General features: G+C 39.6%; 10 protein-coding genes and 1 pseudogene. 3 read left to right on the top strand and 8 right to left on the bottom strand.

Features of this window, described 5'->3' with window-relative positions:
• Positions 1-41: 41 nt before the first annotated feature.
• Positions 42-1,217, bottom strand: coding sequence for a M24 family metallopeptidase (locus CEF16_RS15625; RefSeq protein ID WP_091586461.1), 1,176 nt, complete (start codon positions 1,215-1,217; stop codon positions 42-44).
• 335 nt (positions 1,218-1,552) lie between these two features.
• Here CEF16_RS15625 and eutB point away from each other — a divergent pair, with 335 nt between their 5' ends.
• Together eutB and CEF16_RS24540 are read left to right on the top strand one after the other, a co-directional pair.
• The gene (gene eutB, locus CEF16_RS15630; RefSeq protein WP_091586459.1) at positions 1,553-2,530 is read left to right on the top strand and encodes a hydroxyectoine utilization dehydratase EutB; all 978 of its coding nucleotides are present in this window, start codon (positions 1,553-1,555) and stop codon (positions 2,528-2,530) included.
• A 221-nt stretch (positions 2,531-2,751) separates the two neighbouring features.
• Positions 2,752-2,850 carry a putative holin-like toxin gene (locus tag CEF16_RS24540; protein WP_233269498.1) on the top strand — a complete coding sequence of 33 codons (99 nt, stop codon included), beginning with the start codon at positions 2,752-2,754 and terminating at the stop codon, positions 2,848-2,850.
• A gap of 280 nt (positions 2,851-3,130) precedes the next feature.
• On the opposite strand, the gene CEF16_RS15635 is transcribed toward CEF16_RS24540, so the two are convergent.
• Positions 3,131-4,219, bottom strand: a complete 1,089-nt coding sequence (locus CEF16_RS15635) for an FAD-dependent oxidoreductase (protein ID WP_170031990.1) — start codon at positions 4,217-4,219, stop codon at positions 3,131-3,133.
• Positions 4,220-4,759: 540 nt separating this feature from the next.
• Positions 4,760-5,338, bottom strand: a pseudogene (locus CEF16_RS15640) (peptide-methionine (S)-S-oxide reductase); the annotation flags it as partial.
• Between the two features lie 221 nt (positions 5,339-5,559).
• On the opposite strand from CEF16_RS15640, the gene CEF16_RS15645 reads away from it, so the two are divergent.
• Entirely contained in the window at positions 5,560-7,650 is a 2,091-nt protein-coding gene (locus tag CEF16_RS15645) for a transglycosylase domain-containing protein (protein WP_091586453.1), read from the top strand.
• Positions 7,651-7,853: 203 nt separating this feature from the next.
• Here CEF16_RS15645 and CEF16_RS15650 read toward each other — a convergent pair whose 3' ends face one another.
• The 5 genes from CEF16_RS15650 to CEF16_RS15670 form a co-directional block, all read right to left on the bottom strand.
• A complete protein-coding gene (locus CEF16_RS15650; RefSeq protein ID WP_091586451.1) occupies positions 7,854-8,399 on the bottom strand; it encodes a YwhD family protein in 546 nt (181 codons plus the stop codon).
• Between the two features lie 46 nt (positions 8,400-8,445).
• Entirely contained in the window at positions 8,446-8,952 is a 507-nt protein-coding gene (locus CEF16_RS15655; RefSeq protein ID WP_091586449.1) for a YwgA family protein, read from the bottom strand.
• A gap of 56 nt (positions 8,953-9,008) precedes the next feature.
• Positions 9,009-10,331 (bottom strand): HD domain-containing protein, encoded by a 1,323-nt coding sequence (locus CEF16_RS15660; RefSeq protein WP_091586691.1) that lies wholly within the window; start codon positions 10,329-10,331, stop codon positions 9,009-9,011.
• Between the two features lie 135 nt (positions 10,332-10,466).
• Positions 10,467-11,699: a dicarboxylate/amino acid:cation symporter gene (locus CEF16_RS15665; protein WP_091586447.1), complete on the bottom strand. Its 1,233-nt coding sequence runs from the start codon at positions 11,697-11,699 to the stop codon at positions 10,467-10,469.
• Positions 11,700-12,076: 377 nt separating this feature from the next.
• Complete coding sequence (locus CEF16_RS15670; protein WP_091586445.1) at positions 12,077-12,301, bottom strand: YuzB family protein; 225 nt, start codon at positions 12,299-12,301, stop codon at positions 12,077-12,079.
• Between the last annotated feature and the right edge of the window lie 264 nt (positions 12,302-12,565).

Genomic DNA, 12,565 nt, shown 5'->3' on the forward strand with positions numbered 1-12,565 from the left:
GGCAGAACTCGTTCTTCACGAAGGCCAATCATAATTTCGTATTACGTCTCCTCTATTTGGGGGTACTTGCTAAGAGTTTCACATCCGTTTTTTGTCACAACAAAACTCTCACTAATTTCCACGCCCATTTCTTCAAGCCAAATGCCTGGTATTAAATGAAATGCCATGTTCGGACGAAGAACTGTTTTATCTCCTGGGCGCAGCGAAGCTGTGTGTTCTCCCCAGTCAGGCGGATAATTGATCCCGATTGAATAACCAATGCGAGAGTCTTTACAAAATCCATACCTGGCGATGACACTTTGCCACTTTTGTTCTACTTCTTCACAAGTAACACCAGGTTTAATATAATCAAGGACCGTTTCCACACCTTCAATCACAGCAGCCGATAACCGCTTGAATTCAGGCTCAGGTTTACCTGCGGTTACTGTGCGGGCTAAAGGAGCGTGATACCTGCTGCAGCAGCCGGCCAATTCAATGATAAGCGGATCCCCCGCTTTAATTTTTTCATCTGTCCATGTTACATGAGGAGCATAGGTAAGTGCTCCAGCTGGTATCAACGGTACAATCGACGGATAATCTCCTCCGAATTGATCTGTTCCTCGTATCTGAGCTTGTGAAACAGCTGCTGCTACATCACAAACCCTCGCACCCTCTTTCACAGCGTTTACCCCGGCCTCCATTGCAAGCGCCGCAATTTGTCCAGCCTTTTTCATATACCCTATTTCATTTTTAGATTTTATTAAACGGATTTCATTTACAAGTAAATTCGCATCAATAAATGTTATTCCTTTACACCCGGATTCTAAGCGTTCCAAAGCGCGAGGAGAAAAATAGTAAGCCTCCATCTCTACTCCAGCCCTTTTGACATTCTTTTTATGCTGAGTTAACCAAGCTGCTAGCACTTCCATTGGGTGTTTCGTAGTGGAATGTACATATTCATCACTATAGGAAAGCAGCCGGCACGGTGACAGCCAAGAAGTTGCCCGTGCCCCATTTACATCTTGGGCTCTGCCAAACCAATACGGTTCTTCATCCTCTAGAAAAATAATAACCATCTGGGGAACATAAAAGGACCAGCCATCATACCCGGTAAGATAATTCATATTTGCGGGGTCACTTAAAAAAAGAACGTCTATTCCGTTTTCGGCCATCTTATCTTTTACCTTTTTTAGTCTGCCCGCATACTCTTCTTTCGGAAACACCGTCAATGACCGCATAGTTCGAGCCTCCTTTATAATTATCTTACCTGGCAAGGCTGCTTGCGTTTTTTGTCCCTGACAAAAAGCTTTACGAATTAATTGGTAAACAGTTTAGCATGTTTGATAATATTATTCGGAAAATAGCATAGCGCCGCCACTGCCATCGCCTTTCAAAAGTAACAATTTTTTTACAAGGCGGAAAACTAGATTTTTCTAACAATAAAATGGATCGGCGTGCGTACAAATAATGGTAGACAATGGTTTTTTATCAATTTATTCTAACCATGAAGGAGTTCATAACCAGAAATTTTAACTTTTTATTGGGAAGCTGAAGACAGCAAGGAGGGGAAACCATGAAACAAATAACCGTGAAAGACATTTGGAAAGCCAAAAAAAGAATACGAACAACTGTCCAGCCTACACCGCTGATTTATTCAAAAACCCTTTCTCAACAAACGGGAGTACCTGTTTATTTAAAACTTGAGCAGCTGCAGCCTACAGGTTCTTTTAAACTTCGCGGAGCTTCCAATATGATCGCTTCTCTTACAAAAGATGAACAGCAAAATGGAGTTGTTACTTTTTCCACGGGAAATCACGGATTTGCGGTTGCCTATGCTGCTATTAATATGGGAATTAAGGCCGTAGTATGTGTTTCAAAAAATGTACCTCGGGAGAAAATAAACGCTTTACAGGAAAGTGGAGCTGAACTTCACATTGAAGGAGAAAGTCAAGACGAAGCGGCAGATGTGTGTTTGCGTCTTCAAGAAGAGAAAGGATTCACTCTTATCCCTCCATTTGACCACCCCGACATCATTACCGGTCAGGGAACAATTGGATTAGAAATACTCGAAGACCTTCCTGAAGTAGAGACCGTGTTAAGCGGATTATCAGGGGGCGGATTGCTATCAGGAATTGGTCTTGCCTTAAAAGAAACAGATCCTTCCATCCAAGTAATAGGCTTGTCTGTAGAAAAAGGCGCTGCTATGGACGACAGTATTAAAGCTGGAAAACCAGTCGCTGTTCCTGAGCACCCAACTTATGCAGACAGCTTGCTCGGAGGGATAGGAATGCAAAATCGGTATACCCTTCCAATGATCTCTCGTTACATTGATCAGCGTTTTCGTCTAACAGAAGAGGAAATTGCACGTGGAATGGCGTTTTTATATGAACATCATCGTTTTATCGTAGAAGGTGCAGCAGCAGTAGGAGCCGCAGCGTTACTTGAGAAACATATAAAGCCTAAGGGGCCGGCAGTGGTAGTTGTAACCGGGAATAGTATTGGTGCTTCTTCCCACTATAAAGCCGTTAAACCGTACTTGAAAGGCAGTTAGAAAAGACTCATTTTTTATTAAAAAACGTTACACCTATTGTATTAGTTTTGTTGGATTGACAGGGGTTTCAAGGTATGAAACATGCGAGAAGAGTGGTTAGTACAGCCAAGCGGCGAATGAGTCTCATTCCAAATTTGGAAAATTATGTTATAATAGAATAGCATGGCTTGTACATCCGCAGGGTGGGCGGTTGAGCCTCCAAAAAAGGGGGTGATGCCGTAATGATTACTACAGAGATAGCCGAAGTAATGATCGGTTTTGGAAGCTTTTTATTGGCTCTAATAATGACTGTAATCGCTATTGTGACTTTAAAACAGTAGACCACCCTGGACGTTTTTGGCGAACTTTCGAGGGTAGTCTACTCTCTTAACCTGCCAGCCGCTCCTCGTGTGGGCAACTGTGCGACGCTGGTGTTTCTACACCAGCGTCCTCTATTATAAAACATATTTTGTTTTTACTCAACATTCCTATTTTAACAAAAATAGGATTTTTTATACTTTAAGAAAGTTTAACATCATTAAAGGGTTAAAGTATAAGAAAAAATAAGGCTTTCGCCATTAAGGACTTGGCGACAAGCCAAGTTTTCCAATGTTTAGTTTATTAAGAAAATTGTTTAATAAACTGCTTGTCCATGCGTTTTTTTAGCTTCCAGGATGATTTATCTAACGAATATTTGCCGCCTTTAATATATAATCCTTTTTTATGCCCAAGATTTAACACTAATTCCCTTTTCTTTGGCGGCGTAAATGTTTTTAATTTCTTTTTTCCCTTTAATGTTTTAATAATATTGTCTTCCAGCACGGAAGCTTCTTTTCGCATATAAGAATTATTTTTAAGCATATCTGGATAATCGCTTAATGTAACACAAGCACCACTCGCAAAAATGGACGAATCATCAAGAGATTGCAGCGAAGAAGATACTAGCAAAAAGCCTTTCTCATCAACCGCAAGCTTCGCGTATTGAAAAATGAGAGGAGGAGTCGGACCTGTTATCCATAATACTTCTCCATAAGGAATGACATGATTTTCTGTGTAAAGAACGTCTTGATCGATGCGCTCTACTGATATATTTTCATAAATCATTATTCCCCGTTCATCCAATAATGTTAATACATTGTCTCGGATCTCTTCTTTTTCATTCTCTAAAACAGGACCATTGCTGATTAAGGTGACAGGAGTTTTCATGTGATGTTTTTTTCTCCACTCTTGAAGAGACAGCGCAATCTCTACTCCCTTATAATCTCCTCCTCTAATTACCGGGTATTCGGTTTGCTGCAGTTTCTCAGCAGCGGAAGGAAATTGCCCATTTGGTTCTAAAAATAGTGCATAATCTTTAACTCCTGGAACGTTAGGTTTTTCGTGAGTTGAGCCAATATTTGCAGAAAGAATGTCATAGGATAACGACTTACCGCTATCCGTTAGAACGTTCTTCTGTCGTTTATCAACCGCTGTCACTTTCCCCTTTAAAAACCGTCCTCCGTTTTCTTTACAGAATGACTTTAAGTCTATTCTTATATCTTCTATGCTGTAACGTCCTTCTGTATACCCGGAAAACATACCAGAATAATACTGATAACGAGAAGGAGAAACCAACGTCCAGGTGGTGTCTTTTAATTTTCTTTTTTTCCAGTTCTTCAAAACCGATAAATTACTATCACCCGCTCCTACAAAAACAACATGCTGGCTCAATGTCATTACCCTCCTTTGATTTTCACGAAGTATTTTTCTTCGCAGCTACTTTCTATTTTCCTTTTATTACGTAACTACAAACATAATAAAAGCGCAAGCGCCCTTGTCAGCCTCGACAGGTAAATGTTCTCCAGGCAATAAAGGCGCTCTTACTTCCACAGGATGTGGTGACTTCTGCGTTGCACACAGGACGTGTGCGTATTTAGCAGAAGGGTCCTTAAGGATGTTCGACTAAAAACGTCACGTCCTGTGACAACGTCGAACTGGCTTGCACAGGAGTGCTGACTTTTGCGCCCGGAACACGATGTTCGCGAATCTAGCAAAAGTTCCTTAAACCATCTAGGGCCCCGAGAGGCTGGGTGCTGAAGCTAGACATCTAAGCACAAAATTTTATACTCCCCTATCTTATTAGAAAAACTCGACTTGCCGCCGAGTCCTATGGCGGAAATCGTTGTTTTGCTTATACTTTGATCCTTTAATAAAATTAAACTTTCCTAAAGCACAAAAATATCTCGTGACTAGGCGGGGTCGTTCACCCTTTTACCAACGCAGAGAATGGAGAACTTCTAGTGCCGTCGATTTTTTCTCATCACTAATATCCCACGTTTTCACTTCCTCTTTCAGATCCTTAAAAGATCCCTTTCCTCTCACAAAACCATTCAAACGGGCCGTCATTGTTCCATTGATCAACTCATCATGAGTGGAATAAAGTTTTCCCAGTGAGGCTATTACATTTTTATAACGTTTTAACAAATATTTTTGGTGATAATTTTCTGCAATATAGAAAGCAGAATACGGTTGAAATTCTGTATAAATCGGTTTTTCTATATTGGCTTCCCATTTCTCTTTAGATCTGAGTGCTTTTTCCCTTTGGAAATGATTATAGTAAACAAGCAGAGACATGTATTGGCGATCACGATAAAAAAGCTTTTGTGACGGATTATGATTCCTCCAGAAGACATCTAATAATTGTTCATAAGATATCGTTTCTGGATCATAATCAATTTGAATAGATTCGGTATGATCTCCCATGTTTCGATACGTAGGATTTTCTGTTGTACCGCCTGTATAGCCAACACGGGTGCTGATAACTCCTTTTAACTGCCCAAACTGGGCGTCCGGTCCCCAAAATCATCCCATTCCAAATACAGCGGTTTCTGTTTTTTCCATTGTTTTTCACCATCCTCTCTTTTCTTCATAGTAGCTTGTCAGTTTTTTGTAAACAACTGTTTTCGCCTTTATATAATGTATTTTTTTTCTTGCTTTTGGTTTAAAAGCTAAAAAATATACCCAAAATGTAGAAAAAAGGTATTTCTCTTTTCGAAGGGGAGGTGAACAAGATGGATACAGTTATAAAAAGAAATCAAAAAACGAAAAAGCCCGGCTGGTTTCGGCTTTTTATAAGAGCTGCTCTTTTAGCCGGAATTCTGGGTTCTGGCGGAGCATTAACTATAATTACCAGTGCCCTTATCTTAGAACCTCCCCCGATTCAAGTTCAGCAATCTACTGTTTTTTATGGAGCGGATCATTCTGTTATTGGTGAACATCATAATGGCCAAAAGCGATATTGGAAAGAACTTGATGAAATTTCTCCAGAAATAATTAATGCTGTAATTGCCGTAGAAGACCGGGAATTCTATCAACATAATGGCTTTGATCTCCCAAGAATTGCTTCTGCTGTTGCTGCAAATATTAAATCTGGTTCAAAAGCACAGGGTGCGAGTACAATTACCCAGCAGTATGCCCGCAATTTATTTTTAACGCATGATAAAACGTGGTCTCGAAAATTGGAAGAAGCTTTCTATGCTCTGCGATTAGAATCTCATTATGAGAAAGAAGAAATCATAGAAGGCTATATAAATACAATATACTTTGGCCATGGCGCTTACGGTATTGAAGCAGCTTCCCGTTTGTATTTTGATAAATCTTCCAGTGACTTGTCTCTAGCTGAGGCATCCTTGCTCGCTGGTGTGCCGAAAGGACCTTCTTATTATTCTCCTTTTTCCTATCCCGAAAGAGCGAAGGACCGGCAGCAAATTGTGCTGGCAGCGATGGAGACAACAGGAATGATTACTTCTGAAGAACGTCAAGAAGCTAAAAATGCCTCCCTTTCTATTCAACCTCCTGGCCAGCTTGCAGATGACAGAATAGGGCCTTATTTTCAAGATTATATTGAACATATTCTGCAAGAAAATGAGGGAATTGATCCACAGTTAATAGATTATGGAGGATTGCATGTTTATACTACGCTCGACCCTGAACTTCAAGAAAAAGCAGAAAAATGGGTTAGACTTGAAATTCCAAAAGACTCTGAACTTCAGGGAGCCCTTGCAGCAATCGATCCTCACAGTGGCGACGTTCGAGCGCTCGTCGGAGGAAAGGATTATGATGAAAGTACCTTTAACCGGGTTACAAATGCTGCAAGACAACCAGGATCGGTGCTAAAACCGTTTTTATATTATGCAGCACTTGAAGATGGTTTTACGCCCCTTACTTCTTTTCGAAGTGAACCAACTGAATTTGAAACAGGGGAAAACGGAAAGACATATTCTCCAGGAAACTACGGGGATATCTATGCTGATGACTTTATAAATATGGCAGAAGCTCTTGCTGTTTCCGATAATATATTTGCTGTTAAAACCCACCTTTTTCTAGGACCAGACGCTCTGGTGGAAACTGTCAAAAAAGCAGGGATTCAAGCAAACCTGGACCCTATCCCCTCCCTTGCGTTAGGTACCCAAAACGTAAGAATTCTTGATCTTGCTGCTGGGTACAGTACCTTTGCCAATGGAGGCCAGGCCGTTGAACCACGGTTTATTCAAAAGATTACAGATGCAGAAGGAAATGTATTAATGGAACAGGAACAGGAAAAAAACCAAGTGTTTGACCCCCAAAAATCATACGTTATTACGGATATGATGAAAGGGATGTTTGATCTGTCATTGGATAGTTATACCTCTGTTACAGGCCGATCTATTTCACACTTAATCGACAGACCTCTTGCTGGGAAAAGCGGCTCTACGGATTACGACAGCTGGATGGTCGGATCTGCTCCTCAGCTGACAACAGCTGTTTGGGTTGGTTATGATGATAATAGAGAGATGGATCATTCAAACGAAGGGCAGATTTCAAAACGTATTTGGGCACAATTTATGAGTGAAGGATTGGAGAATGAATTAAAAATGGCCTTTCCTCCGCCCGAAGGTATTGTGAAAACGGAAATCGATCCTGAAACTGGTTTACTTGGTTCAGAAGAATGCGGTCCGGCAAGGACTGTTGCTTTTGAAAAAGGAACCGAACCTAAACGGTCATGTACTGATGAATTAGAAGAAGAGGCAAAAGACTCTAACACACGGGAAGATCAGAAAGAAGACGAACTTCCTGAACAAAAAGAAAAATTCTTCGATCGTTTAAAAAAATGGTTTCAATAGAAAAGCGTAAGCGCCCTTTGGCTACTGAATCTAAAAGCCATCTAAACCAAAACGTGCAAGAGGCTGTTTAGCACTCTTGCACGTTTTGGTGTCCTAGTTATGTGTGTGTATCTCTAGTGTATTGATATTTTTATTCAAGAACAATACGTCTACACATTGTTCAAAAATCGTTCATAATTTGTTTCATTTTCCATGCACATCTTCTATTCGTCTTCTATATTTAAAGCCTGATGCAATTCCTCGCTTGAGTTTTCCCACATTTCTTCATTGAAACCTTTTAAAAAGGCGCCAAGTATCTTTTTAGAGTGATCGTCCATATTATTAACCACGATACGGCCTTTTAGGGATTTATCCATATTGTTCACATGCTCTGGCATGCTTTTATAACCTTTACGAATTCGTTTTTCTCCTCTTTCAATGAGCATTTTACAAGCGGTAACTCCCGTATAAAAAGGCTTGCCTCCTTCTTTATGATCAACAGTAACCCAAACCATCCAATACAGCCTGCCATCTGGGACATCTTCCTTATTTTGAGAAAACTTCACCCGTTTTTCTACTTCTGAGCGAGCGTGCAAAGCTCCCATGTCTACATATGCATCATTATTTTCTGGGTCCACAATGATAGGCGACATATTGTCTAAACTTAATGCCCCGACACCGTAACCTCCATGGCCATCTGTTGAATCACCGCTTAATATGTTAAAACCGCCGCCTTTTCTTTTATTATCGCCTTTGTCAAAAAGATCCATTTGAATCGTCTCCTTTGAAAATAATCTCTAATTTTATCATACGTTTTTATTGCTTGTGTTTCAAAGAATCTATAAAACTCCAAGCTTCCTCAATGTCTGATTCGGAGTAATTCTGGCTTTTTTTCAAAGTAAATACTTTGTTTTTTACCTCGGCTTTTGGTAATTCGTCAAAGTAAAGCATAGTAGATACTAATTCAAGAAACTTAGAACTATGCTCATTTAGTTTCTTAACCAATCCAAGTGCATCCTCTTGCGGCCAGTCCATTGGAAACTTTTCTAAAAACGTTTTTCCATCATCAGTCACTTTATAACGATATTGGTAATATCCAGACTTCTTTTCTTTTAATTCGGTGACAAAGCCGAGACTGCAAAGTTCTTCTACTCTTAATGTTAACTCTTCTGAATATGGCCCGTACATATGAAACGTATATTTTTCTTGAAGAGGTAAATTCATTTTCTTGCCTATATATACAATCTTTTGTAATTTTTTTCGTCCGACTATTTCTTCAGCGTCGTTCAGCAAAGTCATAATTTTAGCATGATCCGGCAACACTGCTAGTCCTCCTTCACCTGAAACAATCCCCGTTTGTTTTATGTATTTCTTTTTATTTATTTCTCTATTTCTCTTTTCCCTTCATGGGCTTGCAATATGTCTCTAATTTGCTTTTTTTCACTTTCATTTCCAGGAGTATCGAGCCATTCTTTTGGATAATACAACTTGTGGTCCGTTCGCTTTTTCCCAGAAATAGCCTCTACAATATCCGATTCTCGCGATAGTTCACGCAATTTTTTATCTGGCATTAACAAGTGAATCGGCATTCGTTCTTCTTCCTCTTCACCTGGTCGATAAAAATCATACGGGAGATCAGAAGAAGAATCAATAACCAAATAATATTCAGGATCAATTTCCGCTTTTCTAAACAGTTCTTGCAATTTCATCCAGTCATTCATTACAAAATTCTGGTCAAATTCTACATATTTAAACAGACGGCGGTTCATAAAACGTTGACACAGATCTCTTAAAATACGGTCTTCTTCCTGCTGCCATATTTGAAAATAGTATAATATAACTGCTTCATCGAGCTGGAGATATTCTTCTAAGGGAAGTTCCCCTTTAAAAAAACCTTGAAAATGAAAAGGCTGTTGTTTAAATGAATACCCGCTTTCTTGGAGTGCTTTCACCCGCTGGAGAATCTTGCTTAATATAACTTCTGCACTTCTAGTAACAGGGTGAAAATATACTTGCCAATACATTTGATAACGGCTCATAATATAATCTTCGACGGCATGCATACCAGTATTTTTAATAACTACCTGGTCTTCTGTAGGCCGCATAACCCGTAAAATTCGTTCCATATCAAAGTGACCGTAGCTGACCCCTGTATAAAACGCATCACGCTGTAAATAATCCATTCTATCTGCATCTATTTGACTTGATATCATGCTTATTACAAGCTTATTTGGATATGTTTTCTCAATAACATCCGCAACTTTTTGAGGAAAATCCTCCCCCATACGGCGAAGTACTTGATTGACTTCTGTGTCTCCTGCAATGATTTTTCTCGTCCACCATTCGTGATCGGTTTGAAACACTTTTTCAAATGAATGAGAAAAAGGACCGTGCCCAATATCGTGCAATAGTGCTGCACTTAAACAGAGCAAGCGTTCTTTTTCCTGCCAATGCGGTTTGCCTTCAAAAACTTCAATAATCCGCCGCATTATTTCATATACGCCTAGTGAATGGTTAAATCGAGTGTGCTCGGCTCCATGAAAGGTTAAGAAAGTAGTACCAAGCTGGCGGATACGACGAAGACGCTGAAATTCTTTTGTTCCGATTAAGTCCCATATAAGTTCATCACGAACGTGAATATAACGATGTACCGGATCTTTAAATACTTTTTCCTCCTGCAGCTTGCGATTGCCTGTTTTCATGCCAGCTTTCGCTCCCTTTTGTCGTCCTCTTTCTATTTCGTCTATTTCTCTTTCTCCATTATACCAATCTGTTTGATTATTAATCAAAACGATTTGAAAAATCCCGAAGCTGTAAATCAGCCTCGGGATATGACATTATGTTGTTTCAGCTGCTTCATTTTTCTTCTGCTCCGAACGATCAACAATATAGGCACAGGTGGCATCACCCGTAATATTTAAAGCGGTTCTAAGCATATCCAGCAACCGGTCCACACCGAGAATTAATGCGATCCCTTCAACGGGAAGTCCAACTTGCTGCAATACCATAGAAAGCATGATTAACCCAACTCCAGGTACACCTGCTGTACCAATACTTGCAAGGGTTGCCGTTAAGACAACCATAACCAGCTGTGAAAAGGAAAGATCCATACCATAGACTTGAGCGATAAATACTGTCGCGACAGCCTGCATAATAGCCGTACCGTCCATATTTATCGTAGCTCCAAGCGGCTGCACAAAACTGCTGACTGATTTACTTATACCAAGCCGTTCCTGGGCAGTTCTCATAGAAACAGGAAGCGTTCCGCTAGAACTTGACGTACTGAATGCAACGGTCATAGCCGGGAAGAAATTTTTATAAAAGTGTATAGGACTTGCTTTTCCTATGCCTTTTATTGCAATGCTGTACGTGATGAGGGCATGAAATAAAAGTGCCAGAATGATGGTGATCATGTACATCAGCATTTGTTGAAGACCTTCTACCCCAGCATCTCCAATAGCAGAAGCAATTAAGGCAAATGCTCCGTATGGAGCAGTATACATGACTACATTGACAAGAAACATCATTACTTCATTTCCCTGTTCGAGAAGCTTATAGAGACCTGCGGTTTTATCACCGAGTTTAGCAAGAGCGATGCCAAAGAAAATGGCTATTGCAATAATTTGCAGCATATCAGCATTCGCCATAGCGCTGACTGGGTTATCCGGTATGATGTTTAGAAGCGTGTCCATAATAGGCGGTGCTTCCTCTGCTTCATAGTTTGCACTTTCTGTATTAAATGCCCCTTCTTGGCCCGGCTGAATCAAATAAGCAAGTCCAAGTCCGATCACAAGGGCAATAGTAGTGGTAATCAAATAAAACCCAATTGTTTTACCACCAATTCTTCCAAGCTGCACAGGATCTTTTAAACTAGCCGTCCCAAGTGCTATGGAAATAAAAACGATAGGTACAACAAGCATCGTTATAAGATTGAGAAAAATTTGACCTATAGGATTTAGAAAATACGTATCAAGTGCACCAAAGACATTATCTGGTACAAAATTTAAAATAAGACCAACAATTACCCCTAATACAAGAGCTATAAGTATTTTTTTCGTTAAATTTTGCATAAATGGCTGCTCCTCTCCGATGTTGTCTCAGCTGTTATGGAAAGCTCCCCTCCTTTTTTAAGATAACTTGGTTTATCGCCAAATCCTTATGGCAATATACTTTAAATCCTTTAACAAAGTTAAACATTCCGAAAGTACAAGAAAACAAAACCGCGTTCTTTGGCAACGGCGGCATAAGTTCGCCCTATACGGTTAATATAGTTTATACTTTTTTACTTTAAGCAAACGTTCTCATTCATTAGATTCCCTCTATGTTTATTTATATAAACCGCTAATTTTCTAAATTTTTTAACAGGTTTACTTGTTTACAAACAAAAACCGTTCAGTATTTGAACGGACTTCAAACCCTATATATATATAAAATTCTCACACAATTATTAACGTTGTAATCTTCGTTCCACTTTATTCATTAACTGATCTTCGTCGAATGCTGCAAGCGGGCGATTATTCACAAACACAAACACTTTTTTTCGTCCAGGGCCGCAATAAGACTGACATCCAATGTTAACAGCAGCGTGCGGATCCATATTCTCTAACTTAGGAAGCAGTGTTTTTAAATTGGTAGCCTGGCAATCATCACAAACACGAAATTCATTAGCCATGATTTGCGCCGTCCTTTTCCAGTTTCTTCTTTTCTTAACGAGCAAAAGCTGCTTTTAACGCATTTTACAGTATAACATATGATCGGAAGAACGCAACATTAGAAAGGGCTGTCCCATAAGTCAAATCGGCTAAGTATTTTAATTAACTTCAGCTGAAATACATTAAACCTACCTAAAAAAGGTGGTCATTTTTTCCCTATTTGGTTTCGTGCTATAATCATATAAGCTTCTTAAAATGGAATTTTATAAAAAGATCGGGGAAAT

Source organism: Alteribacillus bidgolensis (assembly GCF_002886255.1).
Classification (GTDB): Bacteria; Bacillota; Bacilli; order Bacillales; family Marinococcaceae; genus Alteribacillus; species Alteribacillus bidgolensis.

Coding starts and splice junctions, on each gene's coding strand:
- CEF16_RS15625 (WP_091586461.1), bottom strand. CDS start 1,217: ATGCGGTCATTGACGGTGTTTCCGAAAGAAGAGTATGCGGGCAGACTA.
- eutB (WP_091586459.1), top strand. CDS start 1,553: ATGAAACAAATAACCGTGAAAGACATTTGGAAAGCCAAAAAAAGAATA.
- CEF16_RS24540 (WP_233269498.1), top strand. CDS start 2,752: ATGATTACTACAGAGATAGCCGAAGTAATGATCGGTTTTGGAAGCTTT.
- CEF16_RS15645 (WP_091586453.1), top strand. CDS start 5,560: ATGGATACAGTTATAAAAAGAAATCAAAAAACGAAAAAGCCCGGCTGG.
- CEF16_RS15650 (WP_091586451.1), bottom strand. CDS start 8,399: ATGGATCTTTTTGACAAAGGCGATAATAAAAGAAAAGGCGGCGGTTTT.
- CEF16_RS15660 (WP_091586691.1), bottom strand. CDS start 10,331: ATGAAAACAGGCAATCGCAAGCTGCAGGAGGAAAAAGTATTTAAAGAT.
- CEF16_RS15665 (WP_091586447.1), bottom strand. CDS start 11,699: ATGCAAAATTTAACGAAAAAAATACTTATAGCTCTTGTATTAGGGGTA.
- CEF16_RS15670 (WP_091586445.1), bottom strand. CDS start 12,301: ATGGCTAATGAATTTCGTGTTTGTGATGATTGCCAGGCTACCAATTTA.